This window comes from Streptomyces sp. NPDC047315, assembly GCF_040643215.1.
Classification (GTDB): Bacteria; Actinomycetota; Actinomycetes; order Streptomycetales; family Streptomycetaceae; genus Streptomyces.
In genome coordinates this window covers 248685-273477 of record NZ_JBEYTZ010000001.1, presented here as the reverse complement: position 1 = coordinate 273477, position 24793 = coordinate 248685, and the positions used below count along the sequence as shown (strand labels likewise).

Below are 24793 nucleotides of genomic sequence, written 5' to 3'. Positions count from 1 at the left end.
GGCGCTTCGTCGGGCGGGAGGGAATGGCCCCAGCTTGACGATCGGTGACGGAGTGCATCTGTAGCGCGACGGAACGCTATCGCGCTGTGAAAGTTACGTGTATTCACCCCTTCCGGTGGCGCGGCGGACAACCGTCCGTCGTGCCACCGCCCCGGCGGCTTACGGTCGTTCCGCCGCGTGTCGCCGAGTCAACGGTGGCCGCTCGCAAGGGAGATCGGGGGTGTTCACGTGCGGGTCGGACTGCTCACGGAGGGTGGTTATCCGTATGCGTCAGGTGAGTTGTCGGTGTGGTGCGACCGGCTCGTGCGCGGGCTCGTACAGCACGAGTTCCATGTGTACGCGCTGGGTGGCGCGCCCTCGCGGGACGGTCGGCACGACGGGGGCGCCGTTTCGCTGCCGCCGCAGGTGCGGCAGGTCCGCACCGCGCCGCCGCTGACGCCCGGCGACGGCGGGCACCCGCTCCCGCGGCGCGGGCGCCGGCGCTTCGTCGACCACTTCGCGCAGGTCGCCAGCGCGATCTGCACCCCCGGCCCGGCCAGGGCGGACGACTTTGCCGACGGGCTCTACGGCCTCGCCGCGCTCGCCCGCGAGTACGGCGCGCTCGGCGCGGACCTGCGCTCCGAACACGCCGTGCGCATCCTGGAGTCCGCCTGTCGCGCCCCCGGCGCGCACCGCGCGCTGCACGGCGCCACCGTCCTCGACCACCTCACCGTCGCCGATGCGCTGGAGCGCCGACTGCGCCCGCTCTCCCTGGACTGGTACGGGGACGACGCCCTCGGGTCCGTCGACCTCTGCCACGCCGTGTCCGGGGGTGCAGCGGCCGTGCCCGGGCTTTTGGCCAAACGCTTCTTCGGGGTTCCGCTGCTGGTCACGGAGTACGGCGTCCAACTGCGGGCGCACTACCTCCGGGAGGCTGGTCACTTCGGTCACTTCGGCCACTCCGAGCAAGCGGACCGACCCGGGTACGCCGAGCGGGGCGGTCAGGGTGCATGGACCGCACGGTTCGGTCGGGACGGCGTCCCGAGCGCGGCCGGCGCCCTGGGCGGGCCGAGCGCGGGGCGCGGCGGCTCGCGCCGGAGCCCGGGCCAAGGCGCGTACGCCGGGGGGCAACCGACCGAACGGCGCGCCCCCTTGAGCACACCCGTACGCGCCGTGCTCGCCACCTTCCAGCGCCGGCTCGCCACCGAGGTGTACACCCAGGCGTCGATCATCACGCCCGGCAACAACCACGCCCGCCGCTGGCAGGAGAAGTGCGGCGCCGACCGGGCGAAGCTGCGCACGGTCCACCCCGGGCTCGCGGCCGACCCGTTCGCGGCCGTCGGCGAGGCCGAGCACGGCGGCGATCCGTACACCCTCGTCTGGGTGGGGCGGGTCGACCCGGGCAAGGACCTGATCGCCCTGCTGCACGCCTTCGCCGAGGTGCGCAGGGGCGAACCCCTGGCCAGGCTGCGGCTGTTCGCCCCGCCGGCCGAGGGGCCGGCGGCCACCGCGTACCTCGCCCACTGCAAGGCGCTGGCCGCACAGCTCTTCCCGGACGAGGCCGCCGACGCGCACACCGTCGGCGACAACCCGGTCTCCTTCGAGGAGCTCGGCGGCCCGGAGGCGCCCGAGCCCGCGGACGCCTACGCCGCCGGCGGGGTCGTGGTGCTCTCCAGCGTCGTGGAGGGCTTCCCGCACACGCTCGTCGAGGCCATGCTCTGCGGCCGGGCGACCGTCTCCACGGACACCGGCGCCGTCGTCGAGGTGATCGGCGGCACCGGCCTCGTCGTCCCGCCGCGCAACCCCCGGGCCCTCGCCGACGCCTGTCTCGACCTCATCCGCGACCCGGCGCGCGCCGCCCGCCTCGGCGCCGCCGCGCGCGCCCGCGCACTCGAACTCTTCACCGCCGACCAGAACATCGCCGCCTTCCGCTCCCTCTACCTCGAAGTCATCTCCCGCGCCCCGGTCCACCGGGACGCCGTCGACGCGGCCGGCGGGCCCCTGCCCTTCGGCCACCCCGCGGAGGCGCGGGTCCCGGTGGGGTGGCGGGGGTCGGAAGCCGCGGTCCGCGCCGGGTCGACCGCCGAGACCTCCCGGCCCGGTCCGTTCGCACCGGTGGCGGCCAAACCGGTGACGACCAAGGAGGCCCGCACATGACCACGTCACGGATCGCCGACCCGCCGTACGCGGACGAGCCCGGACCGCCGCCGAGCCCCGGGGGCTGGGACGAGCGCTCGGACGCGCTGCTCGGCACGGCATCGGTCGACGGGACCGGGGCGAACGGCGGGGCCGCCGCGGACAACGGCACCGCCGCAGACATCGGCCCGGGCGCGGGCTTCGGCTCCGGGGCGGACGTCGATTCCGGCGCGGGCTTCAGTTCGGGAGGGGGGCCGAGCGCGGGCGGTGCCGGGCGCGCACCGCACCGGGGCCCTCGCGCCGGCGCGAGGGCGGGCGCGGCGAGTTGGGGCCGGTCCGCCACGCCCCCGAGGCAGTCCGCCGGCGCGGGCGCCGCGGCGGGCCGGAGCGCGCCGCGCCGAGGCCCCGTCGACCCCGTGAAGACCTTGCTGCACCGCCACCGCGGGCTGTGCGAACGCGCCGTCGACCCCCTGGAGATCGCCGCCGGGCTCGAAGCGCACGGCGTGACCGACCGGACGGCCGCGCGCTTCCGCCACCGCGACGTGTTCGCGCTCGCCGAGGAGCTGTACGCGCGGGTGCCGCGGGACGACGAGCCGCCGCGACCCTCCGGGCCGGCGCCCGCGCCCCCGCCGGGCGCCCCCTGGGCGCTGCTGCCCGCCGGCCTCGCGGCCCTGACCGGCGCGGGCTGGCGGCTGCTCGACGGCACCCCCCGTACCGTCGTCGCCCTGCTCGGCGCGCTCGCCGTCGCCGCCGCCGTACTCCTCTGTCTGCGGCACGGACCCCTGCGGGCGCGGGGGCGCGCGGCGCGCACCACCGCCGTGTGGGCGCCGCTCCTCCTCGGCTGCGTCGGGTACGGGACCGGGTTGCTCGACGAGTTCGCCGCCGGCGGGCCCTTCGACGTGCCCCCCTTCACGCCCGCGCCGCTGGTGGGCCTCGCGCTCGCGGTCGCGCCCGCAGCCTGGTGCGTCCGGCTGTTCTCCGTGCGTGCACGGCGTCGGCTGGGGGTGAGCAGGGCGCTCGGTGCCTTCGCGTCCGGGGTGCGCCCGCTGCTGTTCGGCGTCGTCGCGCTGTACGCGGCGGCCCTGGCCGCGGCGGTCGCGGTGGCCGCCGTGACGGTCGGCGAAGGAGAGGTCGACGGGGGCGTCCTCGCGGCGACCTGCGCCCTCGGGCTGCTGCTCTTCGTGGCCCGACTGCTGAGCGCGCACGGCTTCGCGCGGGCCGCGGCCGTCGGGCTGGGCGCCGCCTGCGCGGGCCACGCCCTGGGGCCGGTGCTGCTGGCGGTCGGCCGGCTGCCGGGCTGCGATGCCCTGGCCCGGCCGGTGGAGGCGGCGCTGACGGCGTGGGGCGCTGGCACGGCGTCCGCCCTGGTGTGCGGGGTGGCCGCGGCAGGGCTGCTGGTGCGGGCCGCGGGCGCACTGTCCCGGGCCTCCGCCCACGCCTCATGAGCTGCGCCGCGCCCCGGCCGCCGGGCCGGCCGGCGCCGGACCTCTGAGCCGTACCGGATGAGCCGTACCGGAGACGCCGGCCCCACCAGCCGGACCGGACGGGTCGGTCGTGCAGGCACCGCGGGCGCACCACCGGCCGTGCCGTGGCCCCGGCCGTACCCGTCGCACCTCCCGCACAAGCCGTACCACTCGCACCACGCGCACCACCCAGGCGAACCCGCCTACCCGTACCAGTCGTCATCCGCTGAATCAGCCGTCGTCGAGCCCTGGCGACGCCCTAAGGAGAGACCCGACATGATCCGCCAGTCCCCAGCCATGAACCGTCGGTACGAAAGGGTCGCGCGATGAGGGTGCTGCTGCTCGGTGCCAATGGATTCCTCGGCCGCTTCGTCGCGGACCGACTGCTCGCCGACCCCGCCGTCCACCTCACCGCCCTCGGGCGCGGGGACGACGCCGACGTGCGCTTCGACCTCGCCGGCGGAAGCCCCGGCGCGCTCACCCGCTTCCTGACCGCCGTCCACCCCGGCGTCGTCATCAACTGCGCCGGGGCCACCCGCGGCGGCGCCCGCGAGCTGACCCGGCACAACACCGTCGCCGTCGCCACCGTCTGCGAGGCGCTGCGCCGCAGCGGCTGCGGGGCGCGGCTGGTCCAGGTGGGCTGTTCATCGGAGTACGGGCCGTCCCAACAGGGCTCGTCGACGGCGGAGGACGCGGTGCCGCGGCCCGGCGGCCCGTACGGCGTGAGCAAGCTCGCCGCGACCGAACTCGTCCTCGGCTCCGGTCTGGACGCCGTGGTGCTGCGGGTCTTCTCGCCCGTCGGCCCCGGCACCCCGGCCGGCTCCCCGCTCGGACGGCTCGCCGAGGCGATGCGCCGCGCGATGCAGTCCGGCGACGGCGAGCTGAAGCTGAGCGGCCTCGGCGTGCAGCGCGACTTCGTGGACGTACGCGACGTTGCACGGGCCGTGCACGCCGCCTCGCTCTCCGCCGCCCAGGGCATCGTCAACATCGGTACGGGCCGGGCCGTACGGCTCAGAGACGCGGCGGCGGTCCTCGCCAGGGTCGCCGGGTACGCCGGTGCGCTGCACGAGCTGGACGTGCCGCAGGGGCGGCCGGGGGCGCTCGGGGGCGGTCCCATCGGCCACCAGGCCCACCCCGGTCACCTCGGTCATCCTGGTCACTCCGCTCACCCCGGCCACCCGGGGCACGGCCCGGGTCCCGGCCACGGCCCCAGCCATGGCATCGGGCCGCAGCGCACCGAGTCCGTCCTGGAGCAGCTCTCCTCGACCCCCGTCCCGTACCCCGACGGCTGCGGCAGCTGGCAGCAGGCGGACATCCGCACCGCCCGCGACCGCCTCGGCTGGCGTCCCCGGATCAACCTGGAGGAGTCGCTGGCCGACATCTGGATGGAGGCGGCGTGTCGCATCTGACCGCTCGGGCCCTGCGGCGCTTCGTCCCCGCCGCATCCGGACCGGCGCAGGCGCTCTGCGACGGCGCCTGGGGCCGGCTGCGCATCGGCATCCCCGGCTACGCGCACCCGCTCGTCGCGCCCACGGAGTGGGCCGAGCTGACCCGGCCCGGCACCCCGCTGGACTGGGTGGTGCTGAACGTGGCGAACGGACCCGGGGCCCGTCCCGACCCGCACTGCCTGTCCGCCGCGGGTCAGTTGACCAACGCGGGCGTGCGCGTCATAGGCCACCTCGACCTGGCCCGCGGCGCCCGCCCCTTCGCCGAGTTGATCGCCGACGCCCACCACTACCTGGAGTGGTACCGGGTCGGCGGCTTCCTGCTGGACCGCTGCCCGGTCGAGCGCCCGGAGCTGGCGGGCGTGCGCCGGGTGACGGCGACCCTGAGCGCGCTCCTGGAGGGCCGGGGGCCCGGCGGTTCGGACGGGCACCTCGTCCTGGGGCACGGCGGCCATCCGTACCCCGGATACGCGGAGGCCGCGGACCAGTTGGTGACCTTCTCCGGCGCCTGGACTGAGTACCGCTGGTCACAGGTGGCCCAGTGGACGGCCGGGTACCCGCCGGAACGGTTCGTGCACTTCGTCCACGGGGTGCCGCGCACCCACCTGGACGAGGCCGTGCGGATCGCCCGCTGGCAGGGCGCCGGGACGATCTTCTTCACCGACCGCCCGGACCGCGCCCCCGCGGACCACGTCGACGCGGTCGGACCCGGGGAACCGGTCGAGCCCGAGGAGCCGGATCGGGGACGAAAGATGGCATTTGAGGCGCTGCCCGGCTACTGGGACGAAATCGTCTCGCGGATCGGACCGGGTGTCTCGGAATGAGTAGGCGCGTGGCAGTGTTACCAGGGAACAACCGTACTGACTTACCGACGCAACGGAGTCCCCGTGTCGCTGCCACCCCTGGTCGAGCCAGCTGCTGAGCTCACCGTCGACGAGGTCCGCAGGTACTCCCGCCACCTGATCATCCCGGATGTCGGGATGGCGGGGCAGAAGCGGCTGAAGAACGCCAAGGTGCTCTGTGTCGGCGCGGGCGGCCTGGGGTCCCCCGCGCTGATGTACCTCGCCGCCGCCGGAGTCGGCACCCTCGGCATCGTCGAGTTCGACGAGGTCGACGAGTCCAATCTGCAGCGCCAGATCATCCACAGCCAGGCCGACATCGGCCGCTCCAAGGCCGAGTCCGCGAAGGACTCGGTCCTGGGCATCAACCCGTACGTCAACGTCGTCCTGCACGAAGAGCGGCTCGAAGCCGACAACGTGATGGACATCTTCGGCCAGTACGACCTCATCGTCGACGGCACGGACAACTTCGCCACGCGCTACCTGGTCAACGACGCGTGCGTGCTGCTCAACAAGCCGTACGTGTGGGGCTCCATCTACCGCTTCGACGGCCAGGCGTCGGTCTTCTGGTCCGAGCACGGCCCCTGCTACCGCTGCCTGTACCCCGAGCCCCCGCCGCCGGGCATGGTCCCGAGCTGCGCCGAGGGCGGCGTCCTCGGCGTGCTCTGCGCCTCCGTCGGCTCCATCCAGGTCACCGAGGCGATCAAGCTCCTCGCCGGCGTCGGCGAGCCCCTGGTCGGCCGGCTGATGATCTACGACGCCCTGGAGATGCAGTACCGCCAGGTGAAGGTGCGCAAGGACCCGGACTGCGCGGTCTGCGGCGAGAACCCCACCGTCACCGAACTGATCGACTACGAGGCGTTCTGCGGCGTCGTCTCCGAGGAGGCGCAGGAGGCCGCGGCCGGCGCGACGATCACTCCCAAGCAGCTCAAGGAGTGGATCGACGAGGGCGAGAACATCGAGATCATCGACGTCCGCGAGGTCAACGAGTACGAGATCGTCTCCATCCCGGGCGCCAAGCTGATCCCCAAGAACGAGTTCCTGATGGGCACGGCCCTGGAGAGCATGCCGCAGGACAGGAAGATCGTCTTGCACTGCAAGACGGGTGTCCGCAGTGCGGAAGTCCTCGCGGTCCTCAAGTCGGCGGGCTTCGCCGACGCGGTCCACCTGGGCGGCGGCGTCATCGGCTGGGTGAACCAGATCGAGCCCAGCAAGCCCGTGTACTAGGGCCTTTACGGCCCCGGTCGCGCACCGACGTCCTCCCGACGCGGCGCGCGGCCGGGGCCGCGCCGTGCCCAGGCCCTACCCGCAGCTCGTGCCGCTCTTCGGGACCTTGCCGCCGAGCAGATAGGCGTCCACGAGGCGGGTGACGCAGGGGGAGAAGCCGTACGAACCGTGGTTCTGGCCCTTGCTGCTGATCAGCACCCCGACTCCGGTGCCCAGTCCGTCCGCCATCCGCTGCGCGCCCTCGTAGGGCGTGGAGGGGTCGCCGGTGGTGCCGATGACGAGGACGGGCGGCGCCCCCTTCGCCGAGACCTCCGGCTTCTCCCACACACCCTCGACCGGCCACTGCGCGCACCAGCCCGCCACGTCCCACGCCAGGTACGGGCCGAACACCGGGGACACCCGGGTGAAGTCCGCCAGATGGCGGGACTTCACGTCGTCCGCGGTGGGCCTGGCCCGGGCGTCGGCGCACGATATCGCCCGCTGCGAGTGGCTCTTCGTGGAGTAGCGGCCCTCGGCGTCACGGGAGTTGTAACTGTCGGCGAGGCGCAGCAGTTCGGTGCCGTCGCCCCGCTCGGCGGCTGCCAGCCCCTCCGTCAGCAGCGGCCAGCGCTCCTCGCTGTACAGCGAGAAGACGACGGCGGTGAGCGCCAGGGACTCGGTCAGCTCGCGGCCCGGCGTCGCCGGCAGCGGCTTGCCGTCCAGCCGCTTCAGCAGCGCCGCGACCTTGGCCGTGCCGTCCTTGGCGCCGGTGCCGCGGCTCGTGAAGTAGTTGTCCAGGGCGCGTTGGAAGCCGAGTGCCTGGTTCCGCGCGCCGCCGGCGAAGTCCGCGGTGGGGTCCACGACCGCGTCCATGACCAGTCGGCCCACGTTCTTCGGGAAGAGGTGGGCGTACACGCCGCCGAGTTCCGTGCCGTACGAGAAGCCGAAGTAGTGCAGCTTGGCGTCGCCGAGTACGTGTCGGATCAGGTCCATGTCGCGGGCGGTGTTCGCGGTGCTGACGTGGGGGAGGACCTTGCCGGAGCGCTGGGCGCAGCCGGCGCCGAAGGCCGCGGAGTCCGCGAGGAACGCCTTCTCCTCGGCGGCCGTGTCGGGGGTGTTGTCGACCCGGTGGGACGCTTCGGTCTCCCGGTCGTTGCGGCACACCACGCTGGAGCTGCCCGCCACGCCGCGCGGGTCGAAGCTCACCAGGTCGTACCGGTCGTTGAGCTGGGTGAAGTCCTCGGCGAAGCCCGGGAGCACGGCGACGCCGGATGCGCCGGGCCCGCCGAAGTTGAACACGAGGGAGCCGATGCGGCGCTTCTCGTCCTTCGCTTCGGCGCGGATCAGGGCGATGGCCATCGTCTCGCCGTCGGGCTTGGCATAGTCGAGCGGCGCACGGATCGACGCGCACTGCCACCGCCCGCCCGGGGCGTCCGCGCCGGGATCGTCCGCGGGCGCCTTGCACGGGCGCCACACGGGCAACTGCCCGGTGACGGAGGCGGGCAGGGCGCCGGCCGACGGGCTCGCGGCCGGGCTGTCGGGCGGGGCGCTCGACGGCGTCGTGGCCGGGCTCTTCCCTGACTTGCCGCCGCTGCCGTCGCCTTCGCCGTCGTCGGTGCAGCTGACGGCAGTCCCGGCGAGGAGGACGGCCGCTGCGACCAGCGCCCCCGCCCGCCATCTGCTGTGCCCCATGCGAACCCCCCGTGGTCCGTGCCCGGCCGGTGCCGAACGCGTTCCATCGTAGGTGCCCCCACTGACAACGCAGCGGCCGTACGCGTCCTACTGGCACACTGTCCCGGCCGCGGGGACGCGTCCCTCCAGCAAGTACGCGTCGACGGCGCCCTTCACGCACGTGCTGGTCGCGTTGTACGCCCCGTGCCCCTGGCCCCGGTAGGTCACCTCGACGCCGACGCCCGGCCCGAGCGCCTCGACCATCGCCCTGGCGCCCTCGTACGGGGTCGCCGGGTCACCGGTGTTGCCGATGACGACGATCGGCGGGGCGCCCGGTGCGGAGACGTCGGGGGTGTTCCAGGTGCCGCCGACGGGCCAGTTGGTGCAGCTGATCATGCCCCAGCCCAGGTAGTCGCCGAAGACCGGCGACGCCTGGCGGAACGTGGGCAGTTCGTCCTTCGTTTGCGCGACCGAGTAGCGGTCCTTGGAGTCCGCGCAGCTGATGGCGTTGAAGGCCGCGCCCGAGTTGCTGTACTGACCGTTCGCGTTGCGGCCGGTCATCGCGTCGGAGAGGGCGAGCAGCAGGGAGCCGTCGCCGCCGTCCGCCTCGCTGACGCCCGCCTCCAGGTACTCCCAGAACTCCTGCGAGTACAGCGACTGCGCGATGCCGTTCAGCGCCTGCGTCTGGGTCAGCTCCCGACCGCTGCCGGTGGGGATCGGCTTGCGGTCGAGCCGTGCCAGCAGGTCGACGATGCCGGCCTCCACCTCCTGCACGGTGGTGCCGGGGAGCAGGCACTCGTCGCCGCGGTCCACGCAGTCCCGGGCGAAGTTGTCGAGGGCGAGTTGGAAGCCCTTCGCCTGGCCGAGGGAGCTCTGTTCGGAGTCCTTGGTGGGGTCGACGACGGCGTCGAAGACGGCCCGGCCGACGTTCTTGGGGAAGAGGTGGGCGTACACGCCGCCGAGTTCCGTGCCGTACGAGATCCCGAAGTAGTGCAGCTTGGAGTCCCCGAGCACCTGGCGCATCAGGTCCATGTCGCGGGCCGCGTTGAGGGTGCCGACGTGGGGGAGCGCGTCGCCGGAGTTCTTCTCGCAGGCCGCAGCGTAGGACTTCAGGCCCTTCTCGTACGCCGTGATCTCGGCCGCGTCGTCGGGCGTGGCGTCGAGGGCGTAGAAGGCGTCCAGTTGCTTGTCGTCCTCGCACACCACGGCGTCGCTGCGGCCGACCCCGCGCGGGTCGAAGCTCACCAGGTCGTAGCGGGTGTTCAGGGCGACGTAGTCGGTCGCGGCGGCGGGGAGGGTGGCGACGCCGGAGCCGCCGGGCCCGCCGAAGTTGAAGATCAGCGAGCCGATGCGGTCCGCCGCCCGGGTGGCCTTCGCGCGGATCAGTGCCAGCTCGATCGTCTTGCCGTCCGGTTCGGCGTAGTCCAGGGGCGCGTTCATGAAGGAGCACTCCCACTCCGAGCCGCCGGGCAGCGGCACGGGCGCCGGGCCGCCGCCCTCGGCCTCGGAGGGCGCCGGACACGGCTTCCAGGTCAGCTTCTGCCCGGTGAGCTTCTTCCCCAGGGGCGAGGCGCCGGTCTCGGGGGAGACCGTACTGGCCTTCCCGCCGGCCGGATCCTTCCCCTTGCCCTTCTCGCCGCTCTCGGAACAGCCCGCCGCCAGCAGCACGGACAGGGAGGCGACGAGGGCGGCGGCGCGGACGGCGCTGGCGGTGGTGGGCATGCCGCCATCGTGCGCGGTGGCGCTGCCGGGCGCCCCCGCGGCGGTCCATGCGGGTGGTTTCCGGCCGGGATCCCTGAGAGCGAACCCGGGCTAGAGCGAGCCTCTGCGCGTGAGGTGGTTGAAGGCGAACCAACCGGGCAGTACGGGCAGCCAGAGCGTCAGGATCCGGTACAGCAGAACCGCGGCCGTCGCCACGTCCCGCGGCACTCCGGCGGCGATCAGACCGAGGATCAGCGCGCCCTCGACCGTGCCCACGCCGCCGGGCGTCGGCGCGGCCGACCCCAGCGCGTTGCCCGCCAGGAAGACCACCGCGAGGCTCGCGTAGCTCAGCGGCTGGGCGCCGTCGTTGAACGCCCGGATCGAGGCGTCCAGGCACATCACGAAGGCGAAGGTCAGCAGGAGCTGTCCGCCGATGCCCGTCAGCAGTTTGCCGGGGCGCTGGAGCACGTCCAGCATCCGCGGCACGACCCCGGCGAACAGCGACCGCAGCCGCGTCGAGACGAACTTGCGCAGGAACGGGATCGCGGTCACCACCAGCACCAGCACGGCGACCGTCAGCAGACCGGCGATCACCGTCCTGGACGGGCTCAGGGACGGCGTCTTCTCCGTGCCGGTGAGGTATCCGAAGGTCAGCAGGAGCAGGATGTGCGCGCCGAGGCCGAAGAGCTGCGCCGCGCCGACGCTCGCCACCGCGAGGCCGGGCCGTACGCCCGAGCGCTGGAGGAACCGGGTGTTCAGCGCGACGCCGCCGACCGCGGCCGGGGCGACGATCTTGACGAAGGAGCCGGCGACCTGGGCGAGGACCGTCTTGGGGAACGGCACGCGTTCGGGCACGAACCCCAGCAGGCTCATCGCCGCCGCCACGTAGCTGAGCACCGAGAACGCGACCGCGACCGCCACCCACACCCACTGGGTGCTGCCGAAGTCGGCGGCGAGGTTGTTGCCGGCGATCTGCGAGAGCAGGAAGTACGCCGCGATCGCGCCCGCGATCAGGCTCACCAGGGTGCGCGGTCGGATGCGTTCGAGCCGGACCGGCTCCACCGGCGCCTGGGGGCGGATCAGCAGCACCTGGTGGCGGATCTGGGTGAGGAGGTCCTCTTCGCGCGCCTCGTCGAGCGCTTCGTCTATGGCCCGCTTGTTGGCCTGCTTCTCCGCCCGCTCGGACTTGCGCACGGCCTTCTTGCCGGCCGTTGCCGTGCGCTCGTCGGCCGCTTCGGCGCGGGCGCGGCGATCCGCGGCGGACGCCTCCAGGACGGCCTCCCGCTCGCGCTCGGCCCGCTCCCTGGCCAGCTTGCGCAGGGTCGCCCGGGTGGAGCGGCTGAGCGCGATCGGCTGGAGCAGCGGCAGACAGTCCGCCACGGCGTCGGGGCCCAGCACCTCCAGGGCGCCGGAGACCGCGCGTTCGGCGCCGACCCGCAGCCCGATGGTGACCAGCAGTTGGGCGACGTCCATCCGCAGCACCAGGTCGCCCGCGGCGATCTCACCGCCCCTGAGATCGGTGAGGATGACCTTGCCGGAACGATCCACCAAGATGGCGTCCCCGGTCAGCCTGCGGTGCGCGATGCGACGCGACTGCAACGCCTTGACCTGTCGCCAGGCCCCCCGCACCACGTCGTCGGTGATCTCCTCGTCCGCCATGTCGTCCAGGCTGCGCCCGCCCAGGTGCTCGTACACGAGCATCACGGCGTCCGGGCCCAACTCGGAGGTGGCGATCAGTTTGGGGGCGTTCGCGCCGGCCGCGATCGCCGCGTACGCCAGCAGCGCCTCCTGCTCCAGCGCCTGGCGCAGGGACTGGAGAGAGGAGCGGCGCGTGGTGATGGAGCGCAGCGTCAGCCGTCGCCACAGTCGGTAGAAGAAGCCGTGGGCCTGCTGTTCGCGGTCGACGACGGTGACGTCGAGCGGCGGCCCGTCCTCCAGGGTGACCAGATAGCGGCGGCCCCGGTCGCCCTGCTCGGCGCCGCCGCTGCCGGCGGAGCGCAGCGGGGAGGTCTCCGGCACGTCCTCGGCGCGCATCGCGGTGACCGGGCGGAACCCGACGTGGCGCAGGCCCGCCAGCAGGGTCTGCCCGGTGGGGCGCACGTTGGGCGAGCCGACGGCGTACAGCGTGCCGTACGCCACGGTCCAACCCAGCAGCACGGTGAGGATGATCGAGAACGGTGTCGTGTACCCGGCGACCAGCATCGCGAAGGCGTCGAGCAGCAGCACCACCCACAACACGACCCGCCAGCGGGGTCTGCGGGCCATGCCGACGGCCGTCATGTACGCGATGACGGGGGCCAGGTAGCCGTGGACCGGGTCGGTGAGTCCGCCGCTCTGGGACTGGGTGAGGGCGTCCTGGATGCTGGCGGGCGCCACCCGGGCGACCCAGAGGTCGGTGGCGAGGGTGACGCCGTGGGCGAGCACGGCGGCGAGGACGCCGTCGGCGATGCGCAGCCCGTCCCGTTTGATCAGGCGTTCGATCGCGAAGGCGATGGGGACGAGCAGTACGGCGATGGAGGACACCAGGCCGGCCAGCTTGACCAGGAGGTCGGGGGCCTGGCCGGTGCCCTTGTTGATGTCGTTCTCCAGGCCGGTGGTGGTGCCCTGGGCGAACGCGGCGATGGCGAGGACGACGGCGATCGCGAGGATGCCGACGAGGAAGCGCATGAGGTCGGAGGGGCGGTGGACGCGGGCCGCGAGCAGGGGCTCGTCGCCGGACACGCCGTCGACGCCGTCGGTGCAGGCGTCGTCCTTGCCGCGCTTGCCGCCGTCCTTGTCGTCCCCGCGGCCCTTGGCGGCCTTGCCGCCCTCGGAAGCGTCGGAAGCGTCGGAAGCGTCGGAGGAGGCGGGTGAGGCGGGTGAGGCGGGGGCGTCGTGGGCCGCGGAGGCGTCGTGGGCACCGTCGACGTCGGGGGAGCGTTCGCCCGCACCCGTGCGCCGGCCGTTGTCGCCGCTGTCGGCGCCGGCGTCGTCTACGTGCTTCTTGTCCTCGATCGGTCCTACGTCCTTGGTGGGGGGCGCCTTCCTGGACGGGGCGCCGTCGGCGGGTGCGGCGGGGGTGCCGGGACCCGGGTGCTCCCGGTGGCCCGCGCGGTCGGTCCGCTCCGGCCCGGTCCCGGAGGGGTCAGCCGTCGTCCTGGGCTGCACGCCCTCCCCCTTTCGCCGTCTCTTCTGTCTCTTCCTGCACTTCCTGCTGCTCTTGCTGAGCGCGCCTCACCGGTCACCGTCCGCACGATGGTGGCACGACCGGACGGCGGACGAGGGCATCAGGGGGCATCGCGCGGACGTCGCCCGGATGATACTTCGGCTTTTGTCTGCTTTGCCGCTCGTAATGGTCCGGACCATTCTCAAGGGCCGGGCTCCGGCCGCGTCGGCGGCGTCGGCGGCGTCGGCGGCACTGTCGGTGGGGTGGGGCAGGATGGACCGGATGGAAGAGCTTCCGGAGTACGCGGAGCGGGTCCTCGACGTCGCGGAGCTGATCCCGCCCGGCCGCGTGATGACGTACGGCGACATCGCCGAGTGGCTCGGCGAGGGCGGGCCGCGCCAGGTGGGCCGCGTCATGGCGCTGTACGGCGGCGGCGTGCCCTGGTGGCGCGTGGTCCGCTCGGACGGCACGCTGCTGCCCGGCCACGAGCCGGAGGCCCTCGGGAACTACCGCGCGGAGGGCACCCCGCTGCGCGAGGCCCCGGCCGGCGCCGAGGGGCACGTACCGCGGATCAACATGAGGCGGGCCCGCTGGGACGGCGCCGACGGCGGTGGTGACGGCAGCGGTGGTGGCGAGGGCGGCGGCGCGGAGGGCGGTGGCGACGTTGGTGGTGCGGTGGACGACGCCCACACCTGACAGCTTCCGGCACGCGACGGCGGCGCGGGCGAGGCCGAGGCCGTACGGAGTACGGCGGCGGGGGACGGCGGTCCGGGCGCGTGGTGGCGTCGGCACCGGGTGCTCCCGGGCGCCCGGCGGCGGCGAGGTAGCGTCGTGCGGGCGCGCCCCCGGCCGTGCGGGGACGACCCGACGGGACTCCTCCCGTACCCCTTCCCACCCTCCCCTCCGACTCCCCTTCCGTTTCACTTCCAGCTCCATCAGCACCACCACACCCACCAGGACCGGCGATCCACGTGACCTCCTCCACCACAGGGCGCACGCCGCACCCGCGACAGGGACGGCAGGGGAGCTTCCCGCGCCCACAGGGGCACCGGGGGCGGGGCACGAGTGCGTACCGGCTGGTCCGCACCCCGCCCGGTACCGCTGATCCCCTTCTTCTGGACGCCGCGCAGCGCGCCGTGGTTGACCACGGTCACGGCCCGCTGCTCGTCCTCGCCGGCCCCGGCACCGGCAAGACGACCACCCTCGTCGAGGCGGTCTCCGCCCGGCTGGCCAAGGGCGCCGACCCCGAGCGGATCCTGGTGCTCACCTTCAGCCGCAAGGCGGCCGTGGAGCTGCGGGACCGGATGGCGCTGCGACTCGGCGGCGCGCGCGCCCCGCAGGCCACCACGTTCCACTCCTTCTGTTACGCCCTGGTCCGCGCCCACCAGGACGCCGAGCTGTTCGCCGAGCCGCTGCGGCTGCTGTCGGGCCCCGAACAGGACGTCGCCGTGCGCGAGCTGCTCACCGGCCAGCTCGACCTGGAGGCCGACGGGCTCGCCCGCAACCGCTGGCCCGACGAGCTGAGGGCCTGTCTGACCACCCGCGGATTCGCCGACGAGGTGCGGGCCGTGCTCGCCCGCAGCCGGGAGCTGGGTCTCGACCCCGAGTCCCTGGCGCGGTTCGCCGCCCGCACCGGACGGCGCGACTGGCGGGCCGCGGCCTCCTTCCTCGCGGAGTACCTGGACGTCCTCGACATGCAGGGCGTCCTCGACTACGCCGAACTGGTGCACCGGGCGGTCCTCCTCGCGGAGCGCACGGCGCCCGCGCGCGCCTTCCCGCACGACTTCCCCTACGACGCGGTGTTCGTCGACGAGTACCAGGACACCGACCCGTCGCAGGTCCGGCTGCTGCAGGCGCTCGTCGGCGGCGGTCGGACCCTGGTCGCCTTCGGCGACCCCGACCAGTCCATCTACGCCTTCCGGGGTGCCGACGTGAACGGCATCCTCGACTTCCCGACCGCCTTCCCGCGCGCGGACGGCGCCCCGGCGGGCGTCGCCGTCCTCACCGCGTCCCGGCGCAGCGGCGAGACGCTGCTCGAAGCGACCCGGCTGCTCACCCGACGGATGCCGCTGACCCGGCTGCCCGGCGACAAGGTCCGCGCCCACCGGGACCTCGCGGCGACGCGCCGAGGCGGGCGCGTGGAGGCGTACACCTATCCCACGGCCTCCGCCGAGCTGGACAACGTCGCCGACATCCTGCGCCGCGCCCATCTGGAGGACGGCGTTCCGTGGCAGGACATGGCCGTCCTCGTCCGCGCGGGCAACCGCACCATCCCGGCGATCCGACGCGCCCTGACGTCGGCAGGGGTGCCGCTGGAGGTCGACGGCGCGGACGTGCCGCTGCGCCACGAACCCGCGGTCGCGCCGCTGCTGACGGCGCTGCGGGCGATGGCGACGCAGCACGCCGACGACGCCGAAGAGGGTTCCGACTCGGATTCCGACGCGGGTGCCGACGGCGTCCCGGAGGTGGTGGGCGGCTGGCTCGAAACCGAGACCGCGCTGACCCTGCTGAGCTCCCCCCTCGGCGGGATGGACGCCGCCGACCTGCGCAAACTCGGCCGCGCCCTGCGCGACGAGGAACGGGCCGCGGGCAATCGTCTGCCCCCGCCGTCCGACCTCCTGATCGCCCGGGCCGTCGCCGAACCCGAACGACTGGTCGCCCACGACCCCTCGTACGCCCGCCGCGCACAGGAACTCGGCAAGCTGCTGGCCCGGGCCCGCGCCGTCCTCGACGGCGGCGGCACGGCGGAGGAGACCCTGTGGACGCTGTGGAACGGCACGTACTGGCCGCAGCGGCTGGAGAACGCGGCGCTGCGCGGCGGCGCCGCCGGCCGGAACGCGGACCGCGACCTGGACGCCGTGTGCGCGCTGTTCGACACCGCCGCGCGCGCGGAGGAGCGCACCGGCGGGCGCGGCGCGCTCAACTTCATCGAGGAGATCGAGGCCCAGGACATCGCCGCGAGCACCCTCTCCGGCCGCCAGGAGCGCCCCGACGCGGTCCGCCTGATGACCGCGCACCGCTCCAAGGGCCTGGAGTGGCGCCTGGTCGTGGTCGCCGGGGTGCAGGAGGGGCTCTGGCCCGACCTGCGCCGCCGCGGCTCGCTCCTGGAGGCCGACCGCATCGGTCGCGACGGCCTCGCCGAACCGCTCACGCCCGGCGCGCTGCTGGCCGAAGAACGACGGCTCTTCTACGTCGCCGCCACCCGCGCGCGCGAACGTCTCGTCGTCACCGCGGTCCAGGCGCCCGCCGACGACGGCGACCAGCCGTCCCGCTTCCTCGCCGAACTCGGCGTCCCCCCGGTCGCGGTGGCCGGCCGGCCCCGCCGGCCCCTCGCCGTCGCCGCGCTCGTCGCCGAGTTGCGCGCCACCACCGTCGACCCCGCCGCCTCGCCCGGGCTGCGGGACGCCGCCGCCCGACGTCTGGCCAAGCTCGCCGCGCTCCAGGACGACGAGGGTCTGCCGCTCGCTCCCGCGGCGCATCCGCAGCGCTGGTGGGGCCTGCACGAGCCCACCCGGAGCCCCGCCCCGCTGCGGGACCGCGACCGCCCCGTGGCCCTGTCCGGCAGCGCCCTGGACCAGCTCGCCAACACCTGCGCGCTCCAGTGGTTCCTGGGACGCGAGGTACGGGCGGACGAGCCGGCCACCGTGGCACAGGGCTTCGGCAACGTGATCCACGTGCTCGCGGACGAGGTCGCGTCCGGCCGCACCCCGGCCGACCTCGCCGTCCTGATGGAACGCCTCGACTCGGTCTGGAACGCGCTCGCCTTCGACGCGCCCTGGAAGTCGGAGCAGGAGAAGGGCCACGCGCGCGCGGCGATCGAACGCTTCCTGCGCTGGCACGTGATGGACCGCGCGGGGCGCGTCCCCGCGGCGACGGAGCGCGAGTTCGACGTGACCTTGGAGGCGGGGGAGTACGAGGTGCGGATCCGCGGCTCCATGGACCGCGTCGAGCGGGACGCGCAGGGCCGGGCGTACGTCGTCGACTTCAAGACGGGCAAGCAGGCGCCGACGGGCGAGGAGGTCGCGCACCACCCGCAGCTCGCGGTGTACCAGCTCGCGGTGCGCGAGGGCGCGGTCGACGAGGTCTTCGACGGCCGCCGCCCCGAACCCGGCGGCGCCGAACTGGTCCACCTGCGCCAAGCGGCCCCCCGCAAGGAGGGTGGCGACGCGGCTCCGAAGGTCCAGGCGCAGGAGCCGCTGGCGGGCGAGTGGGTGGGCGACCTGCTGGCCACGGCGGCGGGCCGGGTGCTGGACGAACGCTTCACACCCACGACGGGCGCGCACTGTGCGACGTGCACGTTCAAGGCGTCGTGCACGGCGCATCCCGAGGGCCGCCACGTGGTGGAGTGACCTCCTGGCACCCCTGCGGGCTGTGGCGCTCACAAGACCCCGGTGGTTCCCCTCCCCGGACCGGTCCCGCGATTCAGCCGTGGCTGTACTGTCGCGCCCTGCCGACTGGGACCGCCTGTGGCGTCCCCTGCGGGTGCGTCGGTCTCCGCGGGCCGTGGTGGGCTGGTCGCGCAGTTCCCCGCGCTCCTAAAACCCCTGCCCTGAGCCCGCAGTCACATGACGGGGGCAGCGAATCAGGGGCGCGGGGAACTGCGCGAACAGCCACGGACGGCCCGCAGAGACCGACGCACCCGGGGGGAAGCGGCGGGTCTGTCCGGGGGCGCGAGGAACTGCGCGCTCAGCCCACCACCGGGCCGCAGAGAGCAATCGCACCTGCGGAGCAACGGCGGATACGTCCAGCGGCCCCGCAGCCTGTCAGTGGGGCCGCTTAGCCTTTTCCCGTGAACAGGAACCTCCGCGACCCCGAGCAGCTCAAAGAGCTCCTCGGCATTCCCTTCACGCCCGAGCAGATCGACTGCATCACCGCCCCCCTCGCCCCGCAGGTCATCGTCGCCGGTGCCGGGTCGGGGAAGACGACGGTGATGGCCGCCCGGGTCGTCTGGCTCGTCGGCACGGGGCAGGTCGCCCCCGAGCAGGTCCTCGGGCTCACGTTCACCAACAAGGCCGCGGGCGAGCTCGCCGAACGCGTACGGACCGCCCTCGTCCGCGCCGGCGTCACCGACCCCGACGCGATCGACCCGGACGACCCGCCCGGCGAACCCCGCATCTCCACGTACCACGCCTTCGCCGGGCAGCTCCTCACTGACCACGGCCTGCGCATCGGGCTCGAACCCACCGCGCGGCTCCTCGCCGACGCCACGCGCTACCAGCTCGCCGCCCGCGTGCTGCGCGAGGCGCCGGGGCCGTACCCCGCGCTGACCCGTTCGTTCCCCACCCTCGTCAGCGATCTGCTCGCGCTCGACGCCGAGCTGTCGGAGCACCTGGTGGACCCCGAGCGCCTCGCCGCGTACGACGCGGAGCTCGCCGACGACCTGGCCGGCGGCGGCGTACGGCTCAGCAACGCCGAGTTGCGCAAGGTCCCCGAAGCCGTGGCCGCCCGCCGAGAGCTGCTGGAGCTGACCGTCCGCTACCGCCGGGCCAAGCGCTCCCGCGAGCTGCTGGACTTCGGCGACCAGATCGCGCTGTCCGCGCGCCTCGCGCTGACCCGGCCCGAGACGGGCCGGATCCTGCGGGACGAGTTCCGCGTCGTCCTCCTCGACGAGTACCAGGACACGTCCGTCGCACAGCGCCTGCTGCTCTCCGGCCTCTTCGGCCAGAGCCGGGGCGCCGGCCACGCGGTGACCGCCGTCGGCGACCCCTGCCAGGCGATCTACGGCTGGCGCGGCGCGTCCGTGGCCAACCTGGACGACTTCCCCGAGCACTTCCCGCACCGCGACGGCACCCCCGCCGCCCGGTACGCGCTCAGCGAGAACCGCCGCAGCGGCGGCCGGCTGCTGAAGCTCGCGAACGACCTCGCCGCCCCGCTGCGCGCCCGGCACGCGGGCGTGGCCGCGCTGCGGCCCGCCCCCGGGGCGGAAGCCGACGGCTCGGTCCGCGTCGCCCTGCTGTCGACGCACGAGGAGGAGATCGCCTGGCTCGCCGACTCGATCGCCCACCTGGTGCACACCGGCACGCCCCCGGGCGAGATCGCCGTCCTGTGCCGCACGGCCGGCGACTTTCCCGAGATCCAGGGCGCCCTGGTGGCGCGGGAGGTGCCGGTCGAGGTCGTGGGGCTGTCCGGGCTGCTGCACCTGCCGGAGGTGGCCGACCTGGTCGCGGTCTGCGAGGTCCTCCAGGACCCGGGGGCCAACGCCTCGCTCGTACGGCTGCTCACCGGACCGCGCTGGCGGATCGGCGCGCGGGACCTCGCCCTGCTCGGCCGGCGCGCCCGGCTGCTGGTGCACCGCGCACGGTCCGCCGACCCCGCCGACCCCGCCGCCGCGGACGAACGGCTCGCCGCGGCCGTCGAGGGCACCGACCCGGCCGAGGTGGTCTCCCTCGCCGATGCGTTGGACACCTTCCTCGACCCGTACAAAGAGGCCGACGCCGGGCCCGGCACCGAGGACGGGCTGCCCTTCTCGGCCGAGGCCCGCGTGCGCTTCGCCCACCTCGCCGCGGAGCTGCGGGAGCTGCGCCGGTCCCTCGCCGACCCGCTGATGGACGTGCTGCACCGGGTCCTCGGCACCACCGGCCTCGACGTCGAGCTGTCAGCGTCCCCGCACGCGCTCGCCGCCCGCCGCCGCGAGACCCTGGCGAACTTCCTCGACGTCGCCGCCGGCTTCGCCGCGCTGGACGGCGAGGCCTCACTGCTCGCCTTCCTCGGCTTCCTGCGCACCGCAGCCCAGTACGAGAAGGGCCTGGACAACGCCCTGCCGGGCGGCGAGAACACCGTCAAGATCCTCACCGCCCACAAGTCCAAGGGGCTGGAGTGGGACGTCGTCGCCGTCCCCGGCCTGGTCGCCGGGCAGTTCCCGAGCGACCGCGGGCGGGAGGCGTGGACGTCCCACCCCCAGGTGCTGCCGCACGCGCTGCGCGGCGACGCCGCGACCCTCCCGGACGTGGCGGCCTGGGACGCCAAGGGGCTGAAGTCCTTCAAGGAGTCCATGAAGGACCACCAGCACACCGAGGAACTGCGCCTCGGGTACGTGACCTTCACCCGCCCCCGCTCCCTCCTGCTCGGCTCGGCCCATTGGTGGGGGCCGACGCAGAAGCGCCGGCGCGGGCCGTCCGCGTTCCTCCAGGCGCTGTACGAGCACTGCGCCGCGGGACACGGCGAGATCGAGGCGTGGGCCGACGAGCCCGAGAAGGACGCGGAGAACCCCTCCCTGAAGGACACCGGGCCGGACCGGGCCTGGCCGCTGCCCCTGGACCCGGTCTCCTTCGACCGCCGCAAGAAGGCGGCGGAGACCGTCCTGGCGTATCTACGGGAACCCGCGCGGGAGCAGGAGCAGGACCACGGGTGGCCCCCGGCATCGGAAGACGAACTGTTCCCGGAGGGCCTTGACGACCTGGAGGAGCCGGCGGAACTAGAGGAGCCGGAGTTCGAACCGTACGACGCCCCCGCCCCGGCCCCCGTACCCCACCAGGCGGACCCGCTCCCGTACGAGCACGGCGACGACCCCTCAGGTCCCGGGGAACTCACCCCCGAAGAGGCGCGCGCCATCGCCTCCTGGGACCGCGACCTCGACGCGCTCGCCGGTGAGCTGCGCCGCACCCGCGCCGCCGTGCGCGAGGTCCCCCTGCCGGCCTCGCTCACCGCGTCCCAACTGGTGCGCCTCGCCGCCGACGCCGACGGCTTCGCCCAAGAGCTGGCGCGCCCCATGCCGCGCCCGCCGCAGCCCGCCGCCCGCCGCGGCACCCGCTTCCACGCCTGGGTGGAGTCCCGCTTCGAGGCGCTGCCGCTGCCCCTGCTCGACCCGGAGGAGCTGCCCGGCGACGACCGCGGTCCGGACGCCGTCGAGATCGACGACGAGCGGGATCTGGCCGAGCTGAAGGAGGCGTTCGAGCACACCCCGTACGCCCGCCGCACCCCGTACCGCGTCGAGTCCCCGTTCCAGATAACCCTCGGCGGCCGGGTCGTCCGGGGCCGCATCGACGCCGTGTACCGCACCCCGCCCGGCCCCGACGGTCCGGCCGGCGGCTACGAGATCGTCGACTGGAAGACCGGCCGGACCATGGCCGCCGACCCGCTCCAGCTCGCGATCTACCGGCTCGCCTGGGCGGAGCAGCACGGTCTCGCGCCCGAGGACGTCGGCGCGGCGTTCGTCTTCGTCCGCAGCGGAGAGGTCGTCCGGCCGGCCTCGCTGCCCGGCCGTGCGGAACTGGAACGCATCCTCTTGGGCGGGCCGCCCAAGCCTGAGCCCGGGGCAGCCGAAGGGCAAGCGGAGACGGAGCCGGATCCGGCCGCCGGGCGGTGACCGAGGTGCGGACGGCTGCGGGAGGGGGCGGGGAGGCCCGTTAGGCTCATACGCATGAGCGAGACCCCGGACAGCGCCGTCCGTACGTACGTCCAGCAGCACCGCGACGCCTTCCTCGGCGACCTCGCGGAGTGGCTGCGCATCCCCTCCGTGTCGGCCCAGCCCGAGCACGAGGCGGACGTGCGACGCAGCGCCGACTGGCTCGCGGCCAAGCTGACGGAGACCGGGTTCCCGGTCGTCGAGGTGTGGCCGACGGCCGGTGCTCCCGCGGTGTTCGCCGAGTGGCCTTCGGACGATCCGCACGCGCCGACCGTGCTCGTCTACGGACACCACGACGTGCAGCCCGCGGAGCTGGCCGACGGCTGGGACTCGGACCCGTTCGAGCCGCGGTTCGCCGACGGCCGCCTGTACGCCCGGGGCGCCGCCGACGACAAAGGCCAGGTCTTCTTCCACACCCTCGGCGTACGGGCCCATCTCGCGGCGACGGGCCGGACCGCGCCAGCCGTCCATCTGAAGCTGCTGGTCGAGGGCGAGGAGGAGACCGGATCCGCGCACTTCCGCGCCCTGGTCGAGCAGCGCCTGCCGCAGCTCGCGGCGGACGTCGTGGTCATCTCGGACACCGGCATGTGGTCCGAGACCACGCCCACGGTCTGCACCGGCATGCGCGGCCTGGTCGACTGCGAGATCCAGCTGTACGGGCCCGAGCAGGACATCCACTCCGGCGCCTTCGGCGGCGCGGTGCCCAACCCGGCGACCGTCGCCGCCCGGCTCGCCGGCGCACTGCACGACGCCGACGAGCGGGTCGCGATCCCCGGCTTCTACGACGGCGTCACCGCGCTGACCGACGCCGAGCGGGAGCTCTTCGCCGAACTGCCCTTCGACGAGGCGGAGTGGCTGAAGACGGCGCACTCCTCCGGCACGCTCGGCGAGGCCGGCTACTCCACCCTGGAGCGCATCTGGGCCCGGCCGACCGCCGAGGTCAACGGCATCGGCGGGGGCTACCAGGGCACCGGCGGCAAGACGATCATCCCCGCTTCGGCGCTGCTGAAGCTGACGTTCCGGCTGGTCGCGGGGCAGCAGACGGACGCGGTCGAGGTCGCGGTCAGCCGCTGGGTGGCGGAGCGCGTGCCCGACGGCATCCGCTACGACCTCACCTTCGCCGCCGCCACCCGCCCCTGCCTCACCCCGCTGGACCACCCGGCGCTCCAGTCCGTCGTACGGGCCATGGGCCGCGCCTTCGACGGCCAGAAGATCCGCTTCACGCGCACCGGCGGCTCCGGCCCCGCGGCCGACCTCCAGGACGTGCTGGGCGCGCCGGTGCTCTTCCTCGGGATCTCCGTGCCGTCCGACGGCTGGCACGCACCCAACGAGAAGGTGGAGGTGGACCTGCTCCTCAAGGGGGTGGAGACGGCCGCTCACCTGTGGGCGGACCTGGGGCAGGCGCTGCGCTGAGCCCGACCCACACCGAGCCGTACCGAGCCGAGTCGCACCGAGCCGAGCCGATTGGTCGAGCAGCCCGACCGATCGGGCCGCTCGACCGCTGAACCGCTGAACTGGAACCCGTCCGGGGGAGTTGGAAGCACGTGAGCACCGACAGCCAAGTCACCGTAGATCGGCCCATCAGCCTGACCGCCCCTTCCGGGATCGACCGCGAGGCGCACCACCGCCTCGACGAGGCGTGGCTCGCGGCGGCGTGGAGCCACCCGACGACGCGGGTGTTCGTGGTCTCCGGCGGCCGGGCGCTGATCGACGACACCCCCGACGGCCGCACCGAACTGGTCATGACCCCGACCTTCGAGGCGCCCGTCACCGAGACCCACCGCTACTTCCTCGGCACCGACGAGGACGGGGTGCGCTACTTCGCGCTCCAGAAGGACTCGCTGCCGGGCCGCATGGACCAGTCGGCGCGGCCCGCGGGGCTGCGCGAGGCGGGGCTGCTGCTGTCGCCGCGCGACGCAGGCCTGCTGGTGCACGCCGTGGCCCTGGAGAACTGGCAGCGCAACCACCGCTTCTGCTCGCGCTGCGGGGAGCGCACCGTGATCGCGGCGGCCGGCCACATCCGCCGCTGCCCGGCGTGCGGGGCGGAGCACTACCCGCGCACCGACCCGGCCGTGATCATGCTCATCACCGACGCCGAGGACCGCGCCCTGCTCGGCCGGCAGGTGCACTGGCCGGAGGGGCGGTTCTCGACGCTCGCCGGCTTCGTCGAACCGGGCGAGTCGATAGAGCAGGCGGTACGGCGGGAGGCGCACGAGGAGGCGGGGGTGGCGGTCGGCGAGGTCGCGTACGTGGCGAGCCAGCCGTGGCCCTTCCCGTCGAGCCTCATGCTCGGCTTCACGGCCCGGGCCACCTCGTCGGAGATCACCGTCGACGGCGAGGAGCTGCACGAGGCGCGCTGGTTCTCCCGCACGGAGCTGGCCGACGCCTTCGCGTCGGGCGAGGTGCTGCCGCCGTACGGGATCTCCATCGCCGCCCGGCTGATCGAGACGTGGTACGGCCGGCCGCTGCCCAGGCAGGGCGGCGCCGCGGCCTGACGCACGAGGCCCGCCCTCCGACAGGAGGACGGGCCCTCGGTGCGCGGGACCTCCGCCTTACGGGGCCTTCGGTCCCGCCGGGCGCGGCGTCAGGCGCCGAGCGCCTGCTTGACCTGCGCGAGGCTCGGGTTCGTCATGACGACCTCGGCGCCGCCGCCGACGGGCACGACCTGCACGGTGGGCACGGTCTGGTTGCCGCCGTTCACCTTCTCCACGAAGGCGGCGGAGTCCGGGTCGTGCTCGATGTTGACCTCGGTGTACGCGATCCCCTCACGGTCCATCTGGCTCTTCAGCCGACGGCAGTAGCCGCACCAGGTGGTGCTGTACATCGTCACTGTCCCCGACATCGTCTCTGGGCTCCTCTGGCTC

Annotated in this window: 14 protein-coding genes; 10 read left to right on the top strand and 4 right to left on the bottom strand. The window is 74.2% G+C overall.

The genetic code is table 11. The features are described 5' to 3' along the window. Window positions 1–228 precede the first annotated feature (228 nt). The 5 genes from ABZ842_RS01195 (at window position 229) to moeZ (ending at window position 7089) form a co-directional block, all read left to right on the top strand. Entirely contained in the window at window positions 229–2136 is a 1908-nt protein-coding gene (locus tag ABZ842_RS01195) for a DUF3492 domain-containing protein (protein WP_361529544.1), read from the top strand. After that, window positions 2133–3560, top strand: coding sequence for a hypothetical protein (locus tag ABZ842_RS01190; RefSeq protein WP_361529541.1), 1428 nt, complete (start codon window positions 2133–2135; stop codon window positions 3558–3560). The genes ABZ842_RS01195 and ABZ842_RS01190 overlap by 4 nt, the downstream gene beginning before the upstream one ends. A 344-nt stretch (window positions 3561–3904) precedes the next feature. After that, window positions 3905–4987, top strand: coding sequence for an NAD-dependent epimerase/dehydratase family protein (locus ABZ842_RS01185; RefSeq protein ID WP_361529538.1), 1083 nt, complete (start codon window positions 3905–3907; stop codon window positions 4985–4987). Window positions 4988–5064: 77 nt separating this feature from the next. After that, window positions 5065–5847 carry a spherulation-specific family 4 protein gene (locus ABZ842_RS01180; protein WP_361529987.1) on the top strand — a complete coding sequence of 261 codons (783 nt, stop codon included), beginning with the start codon at window positions 5065–5067 and terminating at the stop codon, window positions 5845–5847. Window positions 5848–5910: 63 nt separating this feature from the next. Further along, window positions 5911–7089, top strand: coding sequence for an adenylyltransferase/sulfurtransferase MoeZ (moeZ, locus tag ABZ842_RS01175; protein WP_361529535.1), 1179 nt, complete (start codon window positions 5911–5913; stop codon window positions 7087–7089). Between the two features lie 75 nt (window positions 7090–7164). On the opposite strand, the gene ABZ842_RS01170 is transcribed toward moeZ, so the two are convergent. The 3 genes from ABZ842_RS01170 to ABZ842_RS01160 form a co-directional block, all read right to left on the bottom strand. Then, complete coding sequence (locus ABZ842_RS01170) at window positions 7165–8760, bottom strand: alpha/beta hydrolase (protein WP_361529532.1); 1596 nt, start codon at window positions 8758–8760, stop codon at window positions 7165–7167. An 87-nt stretch (window positions 8761–8847) separates the two neighbouring features. Further along, the gene (locus ABZ842_RS01165) at window positions 8848–10461 is read right to left on the bottom strand and encodes an alpha/beta hydrolase (RefSeq protein WP_361529529.1); all 1614 of its coding nucleotides are present in this window, start codon (window positions 10459–10461) and stop codon (window positions 8848–8850) included. A gap of 90 nt (window positions 10462–10551) precedes the next feature. After that, window positions 10552–13587, bottom strand: coding sequence for a lysylphosphatidylglycerol synthase transmembrane domain-containing protein (locus ABZ842_RS01160; RefSeq protein WP_361529526.1), 3036 nt, complete (start codon window positions 13585–13587; stop codon window positions 10552–10554). Window positions 13588–13858: 271 nt separating this feature from the next. Between ABZ842_RS01160 and ABZ842_RS01155 the strand changes: the two genes are divergently transcribed. The 5 genes from ABZ842_RS01155 (at window position 13859) to nudC (ending at window position 24424) form a co-directional block, all read left to right on the top strand. Beyond that, window positions 13859–14281 carry an MGMT family protein gene (locus ABZ842_RS01155; RefSeq protein ID WP_361529984.1) on the top strand — a complete coding sequence of 141 codons (423 nt, stop codon included), beginning with the start codon at window positions 13859–13861 and terminating at the stop codon, window positions 14279–14281. A gap of 275 nt (window positions 14282–14556) precedes the next feature. After that, complete coding sequence (locus ABZ842_RS01150) at window positions 14557–17934, top strand: ATP-dependent DNA helicase (protein WP_361529523.1); 3378 nt, start codon at window positions 14557–14559, stop codon at window positions 17932–17934. Window positions 17935–18374: 440 nt separating this feature from the next. Further along, window positions 18375–21890 (top strand): ATP-dependent DNA helicase, encoded by a 3516-nt coding sequence (locus ABZ842_RS01145; RefSeq protein ID WP_361529520.1) that lies wholly within the window; start codon window positions 18375–18377, stop codon window positions 21888–21890. Window positions 21891–21944: 54 nt separating this feature from the next. After that, entirely contained in the window at window positions 21945–23342 is a 1398-nt protein-coding gene (locus tag ABZ842_RS01140) for a dipeptidase (RefSeq protein WP_361529517.1), read from the top strand. 131 nt (window positions 23343–23473) lie between these two features. Continuing rightward, a complete protein-coding gene (gene nudC, locus ABZ842_RS01135; RefSeq protein WP_361529514.1) occupies window positions 23474–24424 on the top strand; it encodes an NAD(+) diphosphatase in 951 nt (316 codons plus the stop codon). Between the two features lie 89 nt (window positions 24425–24513). Here nudC and ABZ842_RS01130 read toward each other — a convergent pair whose 3' ends face one another. Continuing rightward, window positions 24514–24771 carry a mycoredoxin gene (locus tag ABZ842_RS01130; protein WP_361529511.1) on the bottom strand — a complete coding sequence of 86 codons (258 nt, stop codon included), beginning with the start codon at window positions 24769–24771 and terminating at the stop codon, window positions 24514–24516. Between the last annotated feature and the right edge of the window lie 22 nt (window positions 24772–24793).

Bases quoted from the DNA above. Each gene is read 5' to 3' on its own strand.
- ABZ842_RS01130 (WP_361529511.1), bottom strand. From the start codon at position 24,771: ATGTCGGGGACAGTGACGATGTACAGCACCACCTGGTGCGGCTACTGC.
- ABZ842_RS01140 (WP_361529517.1), top strand. From the start codon at position 21,945: ATGAGCGAGACCCCGGACAGCGCCGTCCGTACGTACGTCCAGCAGCAC.
- ABZ842_RS01165 (WP_361529529.1), bottom strand. From the start codon at position 10,461: ATGCCCACCACCGCCAGCGCCGTCCGCGCCGCCGCCCTCGTCGCCTCC.
- ABZ842_RS01170 (WP_361529532.1), bottom strand. From the start codon at position 8,760: ATGGGGCACAGCAGATGGCGGGCGGGGGCGCTGGTCGCAGCGGCCGTC.
- ABZ842_RS01155 (WP_361529984.1), top strand. From the start codon at position 13,859: ATGGACCGGATGGAAGAGCTTCCGGAGTACGCGGAGCGGGTCCTCGAC.
- ABZ842_RS01190 (WP_361529541.1), top strand. From the start codon at position 2,133: ATGACCACGTCACGGATCGCCGACCCGCCGTACGCGGACGAGCCCGGA.
- ABZ842_RS01185 (WP_361529538.1), top strand. From the start codon at position 3,905: ATGAGGGTGCTGCTGCTCGGTGCCAATGGATTCCTCGGCCGCTTCGTC.